7 protein-coding genes are annotated in these 16,323 nt (G+C 71.3%); 4 read left to right on the forward strand and 3 right to left on the reverse strand.

Annotation, left to right across the window (positions count from 1 at the left end; all coding sequences use genetic code 11):
* Positions 1–262: 262 nt before the first annotated feature.
* The gene (locus ACFYU9_RS24010) at positions 263–7,489 is read left to right on the forward strand and encodes a polymorphic toxin-type HINT domain-containing protein (RefSeq protein ID WP_389345942.1); all 7,227 of its coding nucleotides are present in this window, start codon (positions 263–265) and stop codon (positions 7,487–7,489) included.
* A 7-nt stretch (positions 7,490–7,496) separates the two neighbouring features.
* Positions 7,497–7,841, forward strand: a complete 345-nt coding sequence (locus ACFYU9_RS24015) for a hypothetical protein (RefSeq protein ID WP_389211576.1) — start codon at positions 7,497–7,499, stop codon at positions 7,839–7,841.
* An 84-nt stretch (positions 7,842–7,925) separates the two neighbouring features.
* On the opposite strand, the gene ACFYU9_RS24020 is transcribed toward ACFYU9_RS24015, so the two are convergent.
* Both ACFYU9_RS24020 and ACFYU9_RS24025 read right to left on the reverse strand, forming a co-directional pair.
* Positions 7,926–12,209 (reverse strand): ricin-type beta-trefoil lectin domain protein, encoded by a 4,284-nt coding sequence (locus tag ACFYU9_RS24020; RefSeq protein ID WP_389345943.1) that lies wholly within the window; start codon positions 12,207–12,209, stop codon positions 7,926–7,928.
* Between the two features lie 251 nt (positions 12,210–12,460).
* The gene (locus ACFYU9_RS24025; RefSeq protein WP_352078279.1) at positions 12,461–12,916 is read right to left on the reverse strand and encodes an Lrp/AsnC family transcriptional regulator; all 456 of its coding nucleotides are present in this window, start codon (positions 12,914–12,916) and stop codon (positions 12,461–12,463) included.
* Positions 12,917–13,026: 110 nt separating this feature from the next.
* Here ACFYU9_RS24025 and ACFYU9_RS24030 point away from each other — a divergent pair, with 110 nt between their 5' ends.
* Together ACFYU9_RS24030 and ACFYU9_RS24035 are read left to right on the forward strand one after the other, a co-directional pair.
* The gene (locus tag ACFYU9_RS24030; protein WP_389211580.1) at positions 13,027–14,067 is read left to right on the forward strand and encodes an asparaginase; all 1,041 of its coding nucleotides are present in this window, start codon (positions 13,027–13,029) and stop codon (positions 14,065–14,067) included.
* Between the two features lie 68 nt (positions 14,068–14,135).
* Entirely contained in the window at positions 14,136–15,578 is a 1,443-nt protein-coding gene (locus tag ACFYU9_RS24035; protein ID WP_389211582.1) for an aspartate ammonia-lyase, read from the forward strand.
* Here the strand turns inward: ACFYU9_RS24035 and ACFYU9_RS24040 are convergent, their stop codons facing one another.
* Complete coding sequence (locus ACFYU9_RS24040) at positions 15,579–16,235, reverse strand: NADPH-dependent F420 reductase (RefSeq protein ID WP_389345944.1); 657 nt, start codon at positions 16,233–16,235, stop codon at positions 15,579–15,581.
* Between the last annotated feature and the right edge of the window lie 88 nt (positions 16,236–16,323).

The following is a 16,323-nucleotide window of genomic DNA, read 5'->3' on the forward strand; positions in this document are numbered from 1 at the left end:
TTGCGGACATTCCGCTGATATCCCGAGATCAATTACTTTCGGCAAAGTAAAGCCGCCGTCAAATCCCCTGGTGGAACGTGGTGTTGGACGCTTGTTCGTCCCTAGTGTGCGGATGATCGCGTCGCGTTCCTCGCGCGCGGTGACGCCCCGCCGAATCCGGCCGGGCGTCATTTTGTGCTGCCCTGAAAGTCCTGGAGTTGATATGAGGGCGTGGTATGCCCACCCACCGATGTGGTCGAGACGCAGAGGGAGACCGCAGTCCGTGGTCCTGACCGCGGTGCTCGCGGTCCTGGTCTCCTTCGTCGCGGTCCCCGAGGCGCAGGCCGCCCGCGGACCCCACCCCAAGGTGTGGACGCCGCCGAACACCCGTCTCGACAAGACGAAGTCCGTCGAGGGGACCACCGACCCCGGTGAACTCGGCGCCTCCGTCGACCCGCGCACCGGCGCCGCCGGCCGCTGGCGCTCTGCCCGCAAGCCGGTGCCGACCGGCTCGGCCACCGTCACCCTGCCGCACGCGCCCGGCGCCGGCCGCAAGGCCGCCGCGATACGCGCCGGACAGCTGCCCGTCTCCGTCGCCGACCTCGGCGCCCCGCGCCACGGCTCCGCCGGGCCGGCCCCGAAGGCCGTCGACAGCGCCGGCGGTACGGCCACGGACTCCGCGTCCGTCAGCGTCACCGTCAGCGACCCGGCCGCCGCCAAGGCCGCCGGCGCCTTCGGCAACCTGGTCACCGTGCGCGGCGCGTCCCCCGCGACCGACGCCGGCCGCTCCGTCCGCGTCGAGCTGGACGTCAACACACTGCAGGGCACCGGCTCCTGGCGCGACCGCGCCCGGCTCGTCCGGATGCCGGCCTGTGCGCTGACCACCCCGGCGAAGGCCCAGTGCCGCACCCGCACGCCGATCGTGTCCACCCTGGACCCGCGCACCGGCAAGCTCACCGCCGACGTCACCCTGCCGGCCGCCGAGACCGCGCAGAACGGCGGCACGGGCGCCCAGAAGTCCCTCGCCCAGCAGTCGTCCGCGCCCGCGGCGGCCGGCGCCATGGTGCTCGCCGCCGAGCCGGCCGCCTCCGGCTCCGGGGGCTCCTTCGCGGCCACCCCGCTCTCGCCGTCGGCGTCGTGGAGCGCCGGATCCAACGCCGGCAACTTCACGTACAGCTACACCTTCTCCATGCCGACCGCGATCGGCGGAGCCGCGCCCAGCGTCATGCTCGGCTACGACTCCTCCACCGTCGACGGCATGACCGCCGCCTCCAACTCCCAGGCGTCCTGGGCCGGCGAGGGCTGGGCCTACACCCCCGGCTTCATCTCGCGGCAGTACAAGCCGTGTCTGAAGGCCGGCATCGACATGTCCGGCGACGAGTGCTGGGCGGGCCAGACCCTCAGCCTCAACCTGGCCGGCCACTCCGGCCAGGTCGTCAAGGACGACACCACCGGCGTGCTGCGCCTCCAGGGCGACGACGGTACGAAGATCACCCCGCTCACCGGCCTGAACAACGGCGCCTGGAACGGCGAGGGCTTCAAGGTCACCACCACCGAGGGCACCGAGTACTACTTCGGCGCCAACCACCTGCCCGGCGGTGACGGCAGCGACCCGGCCTCCAACTCGGTCAACACCGTCCCGGTGTACCACCCGAAGGCCGGCGACCCCTGCAACAGCTCCTCCACCGGACTCGCCTCGTGGTGCCAGATGGGCTGGCAGTGGAACCTCGACTACATCGTCGACCTCCACGGCAACCTGATCAGCTACACGTACGACCAGGAGGACAACTGGTACGCCCGCGGCGGCGGCCAGAACAACGGCACCGGCGCGCGCACCAAGTACCAGCGCGCCTCCCAGTCCCGCACGGTCTCCTACGGCCAGCGCCTGCCCGAGCAGATCGCCGCGAAGGGCACCGCCAAGCCCGCCGTCGTGATGACCTTCACGGCCAAGGAGCGCTGCTTCGAGACGACCGGCTGCGAGCCGGCGGACCGGACCCTCGCCAACCAGAGCCGCTGGAAGGACACGCCGCTCGACCAGAACTGCGCGAGCGGTGGCACCTGCACGGTCTACGGTCCCACCTTCTGGACCTCCAAGCGGCTCGCCGAGGTGAAGGCCGACGTCCTCGTCGGCACCGACTACCGCACCGTCGACACCTGGACGCTCACCCACGGCTGGTCGTACCCCGACGACGCCACCCAGAGCCCCACCATGTGGCTCCAGTCGATCAAGCGCACCGGCTCCAACGGCCTGGCCGCGCTCGACCTGCCCCCGGTCACCTTCACGGGCATGCAGATGCCCAACCGGGTCGACGAGGTCACCGTCACCGCCTCGCGGTTCAACCGTCCGCGCATGACGGAGATCGTCACGGAGACCGGCGGCCGCATCAACGTCGGCTACAAGCCGGTGGAGTGCTCGCGCAAGGCCGGCACCATGCCCTCCGCCCCCGAGACCAACACCATGGCCTGCATGCCGGTCAAGTGGGTCAAGCCGGGCTCGCCGACCAACGCCAAGCCGGAACTCGACTGGTTCAACAAGTACCTGGTCGGCTCGATCACCCAGGAGTCCCGCGTCACCTCCGGTGTCGCCCGGGTCACCGAGTACGAGTACGGCGGCGGCGCCGCCTGGCACCGCAACGAATCCGAGTTCGCCGACGACGACGCCCGGACGTACGACAACTTCCGCGGCTACGCGACGGTCACCACGACCACCGGCAACGGCACCGACGGCCCCAAGAGCAAGTCCGTCGCCACGTTCCTGCGCGGCATGGGCGGCCAGGTGACCGACACCTGGGGCGGCACCATCACCGACGAGGAGGAGTACGCGGGCTTCGTTCGCGAGACCCAGACCTTCGAGTCGGTCGCGCCGGGGGCCAAGGTCCTCAGCGGCGAGCTGAGCACCCCGTGGCGCTCGGAGATCACCTCCACCCACACGCCGTCCGTGTCCGGCCTGCCGAAGGTCACCGCCCGCTTCATCAACACCGCCCAGGTCCGAGAGCGGGCCCGGCTCGCCGACGACACCTGGCGCGAGACGAAGCGCGAGGTCACCTACGACACGGACGTGTCGCACGCCGCGCGCGTGCAGAAGGTCGACGTCTTCGGTGACGTCACCAAGCCCGAGCAGCGCCAGTGCACCGAGACGTCCTACGCCTCCGGTGCCAACCCGATGCTGATCGAGCTGCCGTACCGCGTCCTGACGCTGGCCGGCCCGTGCGGCGCCACGCCGACCGCCGCCAACACCATCGCGGACACCCGCAACCTGTACGACAACCAGCCGCTGGGCACGGTCGGCGACCGCGCGCTGCAGACCTCCTCCGAGGTGCTGAGCTCGTACAACGCGGACGGCTCGGCCAACTACCGGGTCACGGCGAAGGCCGCCTTCGACAAGTACGGCCGCCAGGTCTCCACGACCGACCCGAACACCAAGGACGCCACGCACCCGGACGGCGCCACGACCACGACGGCGTACACGCCGGCCGAGGGCGCGCTGCCGACCTCCGTGGCCGTCACCAACCCGCTCGGCTGGACCTCCACCACCACGATGGACCCGGGCCGCGGCCTGCCGACCCGCGCGGTGGACGAGAACGGGCGCTTCACGGACGAGGAGTACGACTCCCTCGGCCGCCTGGTCGCGGTGTGGAAGCCCGGCCGCGACAAGGCCACGCAGTCCCCGAACCAGAAGTTCGCCTACGACCTCAAGGCCAACCGCGACGGCCCGGCCGCCATCACCACGCAGAACCTGCGCGAGGACGGCAGCTACGGCACCAGCATCCAGATCCACGACGGCTTCGGCCGGATCCGCCAGACCCAGGCGCAGCCGCCGTTCGGCTCCGTCGGCCGGCTGGTCTCGGACGCGATCTTCGACACCCAGGGCCGCGAGGTCCAGACGACCCCGTCGTACTTCAACAACGACTCGGGTCCGACCTCGGTCGTCTTCGTCCCGCAGGACGCGCAGATCCCGGCGCAGACGTGGAACGAGTACGACGCGCTGGGCCGGGTCACGGTCAGCAAGTTCATGTCGTACGGCCAGGAGCAATGGCGCTCGACGACGACGTACGCGGGTGCGGACCGGGTCGACGTGACGCCGCCGCCCGGCGGGTACGCGAGCTCGACGATCACGGACGCGCTCGGCCGGACCACGGAAAGCCGCCAGTACAAGTCGAACACGCCGACCGGTGCCTACGACGCCACCACCACCTCGTACGACATCGCCGGTCACCCGGTGCTCCGCAAGGACTCCTCGGGCCACGAGTGGCGCTACACCTATGACACCCTCGGACAGCTGACCGGCAACTCCGACCCCGATTCGGGCCAGGCCAGGACCGTCTACGACGCCAGCGGCCGGATCACCACGGCCACGGACGCGCGCGGCCGGTCCATCAGCTTCACGTACGACCTGCTGGGCCGGAAGACGGCCGCATACGACGGAACGGCCACCACCGATCCGGCGAAGAAGACCCTCGAGTGGACCTACGACGCCAAGGCGAAGGGCAAGCCGGACACCTCCACCCGCTTCGTCAACGGCGTGGCGTACAAGTCGACGGTCACGGGGTACGACAACGGCTACCGGCCCACCGGCATGTCGATGACGATCCCGGCCAGTGAGGGCGTGCTCGCCGGCACGTACACCTCCTCGGTGACGTACACCCCGGTCCTCGGCCTGCCGAAGACCGTGACCCTGCCCGCGGTGACGGGGGCGGGGCTGACCGCCGAGCGGCTGACCAACTCCTACGACGTCGACGGCAACTTCATCGGCTCCAGCGGCAAGTCCGCCCTGGTCACGGATGTGCAGTACGACGCCTTCGGCCGGCCCACGCGCACCACGGTGGGTCCGTACGGCTCCCAGGTGGTCTCCACCCAGCTGTATGACGCCGCCACCGGCCGGGTCACGCAGTCCACCCTGGACAGCCAGCTCGCCGGCAACCACGTCGACTTCACGACGTACACCTACAACAAGGCGGGCTCGCTCACCTCGGCCCGCAACGTGCAGGACGGCACCAGCGTCGACACGCAGTGCTTCACGTACGACTACCTGGGCCGGCTCAGCGCCGCCTGGACCGACAACGGCGGCACCACCACGGCGCCCGCCCCGTCGGTCTCCGGCATCGGCGGCTGTGCCAACCCGGCCGAGCCGACCGCGGCCGACGCCGCCGGGCGGGTGGGCGGCCCGTCGCCGTACTGGCAGTCGTACGGGTACGACCTGACCGGCAACCGCACCAAGCTGGTCCGGCACGACCCGACCGGCGTCACGGCCAAGGACCAGACGGTCGACCAGACCTTCGCCACCGGTCCCAACACCCCGACCACCGCAGCGGACACGGGCGGCGGCACGGGCGGCCCGCACGCGCTGACCACGTCGAAGTCGACCGTCGGCACCGACGTGAAGACGGCGACGTACCAGTACGACGCGTCCGGCAACACCACGTCGATCACCAGCACGTCCGGCACCAAGAAGATCAACTGGAACACCGAGGGCCGGGTCGAGTCCGTCGAGGACACCGCCGCGGCGGGGCCGACGAGCTACGTCTACGACGCCTCCGGCGGCCAGCTGATCCGCCGCTCGCCGGGCAAGGTGACGCTGTTCCTCGGAGCCGACGAGATCACCCTGGACACCACGTCCGGCGCGGTCTCCGACACCCGTAGTTACCCGGCGCCGGGCGGCCTTTCCGTCGCTCGTGTCACCAAGAGCGGCACCGGCAAGCTGTACTACCAGGCCGCCGATCCGCACGGGACCAACGGCGTCCAGTTCGAGGCGGGCACCCTCGCCACCGCCCGTCGCCCGAGCGACCCCTTCGGCAACGCGCGCGGCACGCAGCCGGGCGCGGGCGTCTGGGCGGGCAGCCGCGGCTTCGTCGGCGGCACCATCGAGGACACCGGCTTCACCACGCTGGGCGCACGGCAGTACGACCCGGCCACGGGCCGCTTCCTGTCGGTCGACCCGATCTTCAGCGAGGGCGACCCGCAGTCCTGGAACGGCTACGCGTACGCCGACAACAACCCGGTCGACAAGTCGGACCCGAGCGGCACGTGCGTCCCGGCCGACGACGGAACGGGCCGCTGCTACAGCGCCGCCCAGCTCAACAGGATGGCGGCCGAGGCCGGCGGCGACGGCGGCGGTGGCGGTGGTGACGGTGGTGGCACCCCCACCGACACCGGTTCCACCGCGGCCACCCAGCAGGCCAGGAACGACAACGCCGCCAAGCAGGCCGCCGCGGCCGAGGCGCTGCGCCAGAAGCAGGCCGCCGACGAGGCGCTCGCCAAGGCCAAGCAGGAACGCGAAGAGCTGATGAGCAAGATCGTCGACGTCGTCGGCGACCTGATCGGCTTCAACGACGCGCGCGACTGCTTCACCAAGGGCGACGTCATGGGCTGCATCAACACCGCCCTGAACTTCGTCCCCTGGTCGAAGGTCTTCAAGGCGGTGAAGGTCGGCATCCGGGCCTTCAAGCTCTGGAAGGAGGGCGAGAAGGCGTACGACGCCTTCCGCGGCGCCCAGAAGATCGCCCGCGAGGCCGAGGGCGCCATGGTCGCGGCGCGCAAGACCGCCGACGAGGCGGCGGCCGCGGAAGACGCGGCGGTCCAGGCCGAGAAGCAGGCGGCGCAGGACGCGGCCAAGTCGGCGGACGACGTCGGCACCTGTCCCATCGGCGGTCCGCACAGCTTCCCGGCCGGCACCGCGGTCCGGCTCGCGGACGGCACCAGCAAGCCGATCCAGCAGGTCAAGGAGGGCGACCAGGTCCTCGCGACCGACCCCCAGACGGGCGTGACCCGCGCGGAGACGGTCGAGCGGCTCATCACGACCCCGGACGACAAGGAGTTCACCGACCTCGTCCTCACGTCGGACGACGGCACGTCGAGCACGCTGACGACGACGTGGCACCACCCCTTCTGGGACGTCACGGCCCACCGCTGGACCGAGGCGAGCGAGCTGGCCACGGGCCACGAGCTGCGCACGGCCGACGGCACGCCGATCACGGTCACGCGGGTCCGCAACTACCACCAGGCCGTGGTGACGTACGACCTCACGGTCGACCGTCTGCACACGTACTACGTGCTGGCGGGGGCCGCGCCGGTCCTCGTGCACAACTGCGGCAACATCTCCGACGAAGCTCGCGAGCACGTGCTGGAGGGCGTCATCAACAAGGACGGCGAATTCGCCGGATGGCACCTCCACCCGGACCAGAGCGGCGGCATCCCGGAGAACCGCTTCATCAACGGCGAGCTGGTCACCAAGGCGGACGGCTCGGTCCGTGTCGTCGGAACGGTCGGCGCCAGAATGCCGGACGGTTCGATCATCCCGAAGGTCGCCAAGGCCGGTCACACCTTCTTCCCGGCACACTGGACGGCCGAAACGGTCATGGCCGCCGGTGAGCATCTCCTCGCCACCGGCACCTACAAGAAGGGCGGAGCCCAGGTCTCGGGAATCTACGAAGGGGTCAGGATGACCGGGTTCCTGGAAAAGGCAGCCGACGGGACGCGTGTACTGTCGACCTTCTTCCCGCTAGGAAAGTAGATCTGCGATGCAAGAAGCCGACTGGTCGTTCGCGATCGACGAGGACGAGGAGGTCATTCCGACGGCACCCCCGGGAATTCCGGAGAACGTGCGGTTGGCCGTGGAAACCCTCATCATCCCGCTCGGGCTCGATGCCGAAGCCGCAGAGAGCTACCTCCGCGAATGGCGGGCGATGTACCGGGAGGCCGGCGTCGGCCACATCCTGGGAACGGAGAGCGCAAGTGTCGAGAGAATCTCGGCCGGTGAAGTCGAGATCCGGGACTTCTACGGGATCTTCGAGAACTGCACCCTGCCGGTGACGGATTTCGAGGCGATGCTGGAGGGCCTGGCGGCCTTTCTGACGAACCGATAGCCGCACGCGGACAAAGATGTGCCCCGGTGGAGCTCCGCTCCACCGGGGCACATCTCTTTCGCCGAGGGTGTCAGGGCACCCGGATCACGTCACCGCAACCGTGTGCCACCTCTGCGCCCGCGTCTGGTTGCAGTCGTACAGCTGCGGCCGCGTCCCGTTCGCCGTCGCACCGCCCGGCAGGTCGAGGCAGAGCCCCGAGCCCGGGTGGTAGACCGAGCCGTCCGGGCGGACGAGCCACTTCTGGTTGACGCCGCCGTTGCAGGACCAGAGCTGGACCGGGGTGCTGTTGCCCCAGGGGCCGTTGCCGCCGACCTCCAGGCAGCGGCCCAGGATCTGGAGGCTGCCGTCGCCGGCGGCCTTCCACGCCTGGGCGGCCGAGCCGTTGCAGGTCCATGCCTGGACCGCGCGGCCGTCGGCCGAGACGCCGCCGTCGAGGTCGAGGCAGACGCCCTGCGCCATGTCGGAGACGACCGGGCCGGCCACGCTCGCCGGGTCGACCGCGTAGTCGTGGACGACGACGTCGGCGATCGAGCCGTTGTAGAAGTTGCTGCCCCGGCCCTGGTACTTGTAGCGGCCCAGGACCAGCGAACCCGCCGCCGCCAGCTTGGTGGTGTGCATGCCGGCCGAGGCGAGCGCGTCGTTGACGTAGAGCGTGGTCTGGCCCGTGGTGGCGTTGTAGCTGACGGTCAGCTTCGTCCACGCGCCGAGCTGGACGCGCGCCGCGCTGTTGCGGACGTCCGTGGTGTCGTACGGCCAGCCGCCGTTGTCGGCGGTGGCCATGCCGAGGTGCCAGTTCACGACGCTGCCCTGCGTCGAGGGCCACAGCATGAAACCGCTGGCCTGGGTGTTGTCCTGGCTGATGACGACGCCGTCGGTGAGGGCGCTCGCCTTCGTCCACAGCGAGATCGAGAAGGACTTGGTCGTGTCGACCTTGAGTCCGTCGGAATCGATCTCGCCGTCCGTGCCGTTGAACGTCGCCACCGTGGCCGGCGCGCCGTTGACGGTGTCGGAGGTGAAGGTGACGCCGCCCTTGACCGTGCCCGGGAACTTCCCGTAGGCGTCCGGGGTCTTGCCGGCCACCGCGGCGGAGAGCCGCATGCGGTCGACGGGCGCGGTGGTGTCACCCAGGTTGGCCGGGGCCTCGAAGCCGGTGACGGCGGTCGCGCTGGTGCCGCCGGCGGTCTTGCCGCGCCAGAACATCAGCTGGTCGGTGCCGGCGGCGACGGCCCACAGGTCCGCGATGCCGTCCTTCGTGGCGTCGCCGACCGTGCCGACCTTCGGGAAGGCCGCGGGCGTCAGGCCGCTGCCGATGACGGACGAGGCCGGACCCGTCGGGCTGGCGAGCGCGGACAGGTCGAGCCGGCCGTCGGCCCGGGTGCCGATCGGGTACGAGCGGAGCGTGCCGTCGGTCAGGCTGCGGGTCCACAGCGTCGGCTGGGCCTTGCCGCTCGCCGAACCGGGGTTGAGGAGCTCGAAGCCGCCCCAGTTCCCGGTGCCGGACACCAGGACGGCGTCCGCGTCGAGGCTGTTGATGCTGTTGGAGCGGTACAGCCAGAGGTTGCCGCGCTCGACCGCGAGCACGGCCGTCTGGTCGGCCGCCAGATCGCCGTCGAAGTCGTTCAGCGTCGCCTTGGGCGCGCCGAGCGCGAGGACCTGCGTCGCCTCGGACCAGTCCGGCACCCAGCCGGCCGGGGCCGCGTCGAGCGGGGTGCCGTCCGGCGCCGCCCAGGTCGTCGGCTTGTCCACGGTCGTGTAGGTGTTGAACGTGCCGTCACCCTTGTTGGGGTAGAGGTAGAGGTTCCCCTTCAGCGCCGGGTTGGCCGTGGTGTGCGCGAAGACGTCGTCGACGCCCATGGAGCGCAGCGCGCCGCGGTGCGTGGTCTGCACGTCGTTCCACGTGGTGCCCTGCGGGGCCAGACCGAGCAGGGCGGCCTGGGCGATGGTCGGATCGCTGTCCGCCGTCATGTGCATCAGGTTGCCCGCGGTGTCCGGCTTCAGGATGTCGCCGCGGCCGTCCTTGTCGAGGTCACCGGGGACGGCGGCGCCCTTGGCCGGGTCCCACGGCACGTAGAAGGTGTACGGGAAGGGCTGGCTGTAGTTGCCGGCCACGTCCATCGCCTGGACGAAGAGGGTGTTGGTGCCCCAGACGCGCGGCGTGAACGAGAAGCTGCCGCTCGCGCCCCGGACGACGCCCGGGTCGGAGCACTTCCAGCCGGTGACCGGGGTGGGGTCGGTGGTCCAGCGGAAGCAGGCGGGGCCGGAGGCGTTCAGGCCGCTGCCCGGCGCCGGGTCGCTGACGTTCACCTGGAACGTACCGGTGTCGTTGATCTTCAGCTTCGGCACGACGTTGACGGTGCCGCTCGCCGGGAAGTCGGTGGATCTGACGGTGACCGCCGGCGGCGTCTTGTCGACGCGGAAGTAGCACCAGGAGGTGTCACCGGAGGAGAGCCAGCCGTCCCTGACGTTGGCGGTCCAGCCGTACTGGTGGCCGTCCGCGAAGGTGCCGGCCCAGTACTCGACCTCGCCGTAGCTTCCGGTCGGGCCGACGTCCTGCCGGACACCCCAGTTGGAGTCGTTGTCGTCCCAGATGTGGAAGTTGGTGTACAGCTGGTTGAAGCCGATCGGCGACCAGGTGTTGACCCGCAGCTTGATGTACTGGTTGGCGCCGACCCAGCCCGGGTTGTACCAGGCGTAACCGCCGCCGGGCGTCTGGCAGTCGTTGTAGCTGCCGCTGTCGGCGAAGCCGGGCGTCGGCGTGGTGCGCGGGTACCAGATGGTCGGCGCGATGTCGTACTCGATGGCGATGACGGGGTCGGCGCCGAGGTGGTGACGGTAGTACATGTTGTTCTCGTCCTCACCCGAGAACCCGACCGTCCAGTTCGACCACTTCTGGTCGGCGGCCCGCTGCACCCACCACTTGACGTCGTAGTAGATGTTGCCGTTGCCCGTGATCCACTGCGTCCCGACCTTGTCGCAGCCGTTCATGTAGCCGGTGCCGCAGGGCTGGTTGTTCCAGGTGGCGCCGCCGGGGATCATCGGCGTGTTCCACAGGGCGATGCCCTTGTTGGTGCCCGGGGCGGAGGAGCTGACCACGGAGGCGGTCAGCGTGGCGCTCGCGATCTGGGCGGTGCCGTGCGAACCGTCGGCGTACAGCTGGGACGGGATGCCGAGCTGGAAGTACGAGCGGTAGCGGCCGTATCCGGTGCAGTCCGAGTAGCCGCAGTAGCCCACGCCCAGGCTGGAGAGCGTGTTGACGTTCGACGTCGTCGGGTGGTTCTCCTGGACCTGGGCGTTGACCTGGCGGTTGGCCTGGGCGCTCACGGTCGGGTCCAGGTACCAGGGGCCGGTGCCCTTGCCGAAGGTCTTCGGATCGGGCGTCAGGACGAGCGCGTCGGCGCTCGCCGCGACCTTCATGGTGGAGACGTTCGCGCCGTCACCCGGCTGCTCGGCCGAGGAGCGGACGCCCGCGACCGGAGCGGCCGCGGCGCCGCGCGCCGCCGCCACCGCGGTCCCGGCCGTCGTCGCGGTCGTCCAGCGCGAGGCCGGGGCGGCGTAGCTGGAGTCCCACTGGAACGGGGTGGGGGCGTGCAGCCGGGCCTTGCCGCGGGCGTCCTTGAGGACGATGTTGCCGGCGCGGTCGGCGGACAGGTTCAGGCCGGTGGTGCGCACCGGGAAGCGCAGCGTCTTCAGCCGCGGATCGGCCGCCGCCTTCGCCGTCTTCACGACGACGACCTCGCGCCAGCCGCCGTCGGCGAGCGCGGTCACCGTCAGGTCCACGTCGGGCAGCACCGAGGCGTAGGTGGCGGTGGCGCCGCTCAGCGCCGGCTTCGGCAGGGCGAACGGCGCGGTGACGGCGAACTGCTTGCCGTCGTCGGTGGTGATCGTGGCCAGCGGGCCGGTGCCGCCGCCGGAGAGCGCGAGACGGGCGCCGGTCTCCCGAGGGACGACCGTGTTCCCGGGGCCCGCGACGAGCGTCGGGTCCAGGGTGCGCCAGTGGCCGTCGCGCCTGACCCGTACGGACTGGGCGTGGGTCCTGGTGACGAGCCGGTGGCCGTTGGGGCTGGCGACCGTCTCCGTCGTGTCCGTGGTCAGCGCGTCCACGGTGACGGGCTTGCCGGTCTCCTTGGCCTCGCGCAGGGCGTCCTGGACGGCCTTGGCGGCACCGGTGGCGGCCTTCGGCTGCGTGGCGGTGCCCCGGGCGGCGCCACCGGCGGTGCCGGCGGCGGGCGTTGCCGCGACCGCGAGCGGTGCGGCGGTCATGCCGAGCGCGAGCGCGGTGGCGAGCGCCATCGCCCCCCGGCCGGCAACGCCCTTGGTGCGGACGCGGGACGGCCGGATGGTCCGGCGTCTCGCGGCTATGTCTGACATGCGGTTCGAGTGTCCCCTCGCACGGGCCCGCCGGTCTGACGGCGGGCATACGGTCGGGAACGATGCAGCCTCGGACAGGTGGGGTCAAGCCACCTTGGCGGTGTGGGCGGCCTTGTCCGGTTTGATCATCGCCGCGCGGCGAACGCGGCCTCGCCGTACACGCGTTGAACTGCGCTTTTGTGATCCCGTCCGTTCCGCTTCCGTTCACCTCGCGGGGCCTCTGCGCCGGCTGCCCGAAGGGGTGTTTCCGGTCAGCGCTCGACCGGCAGTCCGCGCGGCTCCTTCACCCGCTTCATGATGATCTGCGAGTTCACCTCGGTGACCCCGGCGAGCGTCGTGAGCCGCTCGATCCACAGCCGCTCGTACGCCGCGAGGTCGGCGACCGCGATCCGCAGCAGACAGCCGGGGCTGCCGAAGAGCCGGTACGCCTCGATGACGTCCGGGATGTCCTGGAGCGCCTCCTCGAACGCCTCCACCGTCTCCCGGTCGCGCTTCACCTCCACCGACACCAGCACCTCGAAGCCGCGCCCGACCGCCTCCGGGTCGATCACCGCGCGATAGCCCTGGATCACGCCGTCCTGCTCCAGCTGGCGCACCCGGCGCAGACAAGGGGAGGGGCTCAGGCCCACGCGCTGGGCGAGCTCCTGGTTGCTCAGCCGGCCGTCCTGCTGGAGCTCGCGCAAGATATGGAGATCGATTCTGTCCATGGCGCAATTATCCACCCCATGTGCGATCAAGCAGGGGTGATTTCGCAATCGCATTGCTCGGGCCTTGGCCTATCGTTGCCGCGCACACCCCAGGGAAGGACGGGACTCTCATGAAGTGGACGCGCGACGACCGGCAGCGCCGCATCGTGGTCATCAGCACCGGCGGCACCATCGCCAGCCGCTGGACCGGCAGCGGGTACGCCGCCGACGCCTCCGGAGACGACGTCGTCGCCACCGCCGCCGTCCCCGAGAACGTCCGCGTCGAGGTCGTCGACCTGTTCAACGTGAACAGCTCGCGGATGACCACCGACCGCCAGCTCGCCCTGCTGCGCACCGTCCACGAGACGCTCGCCGACCCCGGCGTCGACGGCATCGTCGTCACCCACGGCACCGACACCCTGGAGGAGTCGGCCTTCTTCCTGGACCTGCACCACGCCGACCCGCGCCCGGTCGTCTTCACCGGCGCCCAGCGCCCCTTCGGCACCGGCGACGGCGACGGCCCCGGCAACCTCTACGACGCCCTCCAGGTCGCCGCCACCGTCCACGGCCTCGGCGTCCTCGTCGTCTTCGACGGCCTGGTCCACGCCGCCCGCGGCACCGTGAAGACCCGGACGCTCGCCGCCGACCCCTTCGCCGACCCGTCCGGCGAGCGCGTCGGCCGCCTCGGCTTCGGCCGGGTCGACGTCGAGCGCCAGCCCGAGCGCCCCGCGCCGCTCCCGCTGCCCGCCGAAGGCCGGCCGGCGCCCCGCGTCGACATCGTCACGCACCACTCCGACGCCGACCCCGTCCTCTTCGAAGCGGCCCTCGCCGCCGGCGCCCGCGGCATCGTCCTCGTCGGCACCGGCGCCGGCAACGCCACCCCCGAGATCGCCGCGGCCGTCGCCCGCGCCGTCGACCAGGGCGTCCACGTCGTGCTCTCCACCCGCGTCGCCTCCGGCCCGGTCGCCGAGGTCTACACGGGCGGCGGCGCCGTCGACCTGGCCGCCGCCGGCGCGATCCTCGCCGGCACCCTGCGCCCCGGCCAGGCCCGGATAGCCCTGCTGGCGGCCCTGCTCGCCGACATCCCCTCGGCCGAGCGCCGCGCCGCCCTGCTCCGCACCCTCCTCCAGGGCCCGGTCCGCCCCGAACCCGCGCTCGCCGCGGCCCACTGACCCGTCTGCCCCGCCCGCGCCGCGGCCCGCGGCGCGATCTCCCTCCCCCTGCGTAAGGCGCCGACACCGTGATCCCCGCACAGCAGCACTCCGACCCCGAGCAGCCCGTCCGCCGCGAGCACGACCTGCTCGGCGACCGGGACGTCCCCGCCGAGGCGTACTGGGGGGTGCACACCCTGCGGGCCACGGAGAACTTCGCCATCACCGGCACCCCGATCTCCGTCTACCCGCTGCTGATCGAATCGCTCGCCGCCGTCAAGGAGGCCGCCGCCCTCGCCAACGAGGAGCTCGGCCTGCTGCCCGCCGCCAAGGCGGACGCCATCGTGGCCGCCTGCCGCGAGATCCGCGGCGGCGCGCTGCACGAGCAGTTCGTCGTCGACGTCGTCCAGGGCGGCGCCGGCACCTCCACCAACATGAACGCCAACGAGGTCGTCGCCAACCGCGCCCTCGAACTCCTCGGCCACACCAAGGGCGACTACGCGCGGCTGCACCCCAACGAGGACGTCAACCTCGGCCAGTCCACGAACGACGTCTACCCGACCGCCATCCGCATTGCCGCCATCGGCGCGGCACGCGAGCTGCTGCGCGCGATGGCCGTCCTCCAGGACGCCTTCGCCGAGAAGGCCGTCGAGTTCGGCGCCGTCGTCAAGATGGGCCGCACCCAGCTCCAGGACGCCGTGCCCATGACGCTGGGCCAGGAGTTCTCCACGTACGCCGTGATGCTGGAGGAGGACCGCAGCCGTCTCGCCGAGGCGATCGAGCTGATCCACGAGATCAACCTCGGCGCCACCGCCATCGGCACCGGCCTCAACGCCGCGCCCGGATACGCCGAGACCGCCCGCCGCCACCTCGCCGGCATCACCGGCCTGCCCCTGGTCACCTCCGCCAACCTGGTCGAGGCCACCCAGGACTGCGGCGCCTTCGTGCAGCTGTCCGGCGTCCTCAAGCGGATCGCGGTGAAGCTCTCCAAGACCTGCAACGACCTGCGGCTGCTCTCCTCGGGCCCGCGCGCCGGCCTCGGCGAGATCAACCTGCCGCCCGTGCAGGCCGGTTCGAGCATCATGCCCGGCAAGGTCAACCCGGTCATCCCCGAGGTGGTCAACCAGGTCGCCTTCGAGGTCATCGGCAACGACATGACCATCACCATGGCGGCCGAGGGCGGCCAGCTCCAGCTCAACGCCTTCGAGCCGGTCATCTTCCACGCCCTGTCGAAGAGCCTGACCTCGCTGAAGGCCGCCTGCCTCACCCTCGCCGAGCGCTGCGTCACCGGCATCACCGCCAACGTCGACCACCTGCGCGCGAGCGTGGAGAACTCCATCGGCCTGGCCACCGCGCTCAACCCCCACCTCGGCTACACCGCGGCCACCGCCATCGCCCAGGAGGCGCTGGCCACCGGCCGCTCGGTCGCCGAACTCACCCTGGAGAAGGGCCTGCTCCCGCCCGAGCGGCTCGCCGAGCTGCTCACCCCCGAGCGCCTGACGGGCGCGCCCGGCGGCGTGCTGAACGTCTGATCAGGCCACGGGCGCCCGAGGCACCGCGAAGTTGAACTCCGCGGTGCCGAAGGTGCCGTACAGCCGCAGCCACAGCGGCAGCACCAGCTCGGTCCCGCGCGCCGCCGTCAGATCGCCGAGGTCGAGGATCCGGCCGTCCGGCCAGCCGAAGGACTTCAGCAGGTCCGTGACCACGGCCCGGGCCGCCGGGTCGTCGCCGCAGACGAAGACGACGTGCTCGCCCGGGACCCGGTCCGGATCCACCATCACCGTGTTGGTGAGGGTGTTGAGCGTCTTCACCACCCGGGCGGCCGGGAAGGTCCGCTGGATCTGCTCGGCCAGACTGCCGCCGTCCGGGGTCAGCACCCGCGGCGGCATGCCGTGCGAGAAGTCCAGCGGGTTCGACACGTCGACGAGCACCTTGCCCGCCAGGTTCTCCGCGCCCGCCGACTCCAGCGCGGCCAGCGACACCAGGCCGCCGGTCGCGTTCACCACGAGCTCCGCGCCGCCCGCGGCGGCCGCGAAGGTGCCGTGCGCGGCCCGGTGCGCGGCCGCCCACTCGGTCGCGCCCGGATGGTCCGCGGACCGCGATCCGAGCGTCACCTGATGGCCGAGTGCGACCAGCTTGCTGCCGAGCCGCCGGCCGACCTCGCCGGTGCCGAGTACGGCGATCCTCATGCGCGCTCCAATGCGGGGGACGGGGGCGGGGACTCAAGTGCGAGTGCAGTGAGGCCGACATTCTTACCGATATCGGTACGAATCAGGC

It is taken from the genome of Streptomyces sp. NPDC004327 (assembly GCF_042873935.1).
In the GTDB taxonomy this organism is placed as follows: Bacteria; Actinomycetota; Actinomycetes; order Streptomycetales; family Streptomycetaceae; genus Streptomyces.

Excerpts from the sequence above, each read along its gene's own strand:
- ACFYU9_RS24015 (WP_389211576.1), top strand. The coding sequence starts at position 7,497 with ATGCAAGAAGCCGACTGGTCGTTCGCGATCGACGAGGACGAGGAGGTC.
- ACFYU9_RS24020 (WP_389345943.1), bottom strand. The coding sequence starts at position 12,209 with ATGTCAGACATAGCCGCGAGACGCCGGACCATCCGGCCGTCCCGCGTC.
- ACFYU9_RS24025 (WP_352078279.1), bottom strand. The coding sequence starts at position 12,916 with ATGGACAGAATCGATCTCCATATCTTGCGCGAGCTCCAGCAGGACGGC.
- ACFYU9_RS24030 (WP_389211580.1), top strand. The coding sequence starts at position 13,027 with ATGAAGTGGACGCGCGACGACCGGCAGCGCCGCATCGTGGTCATCAGC.
- ACFYU9_RS24040 (WP_389345944.1), bottom strand. The coding sequence starts at position 16,235 with ATGAGGATCGCCGTACTCGGCACCGGCGAGGTCGGCCGGCGGCTCGGC.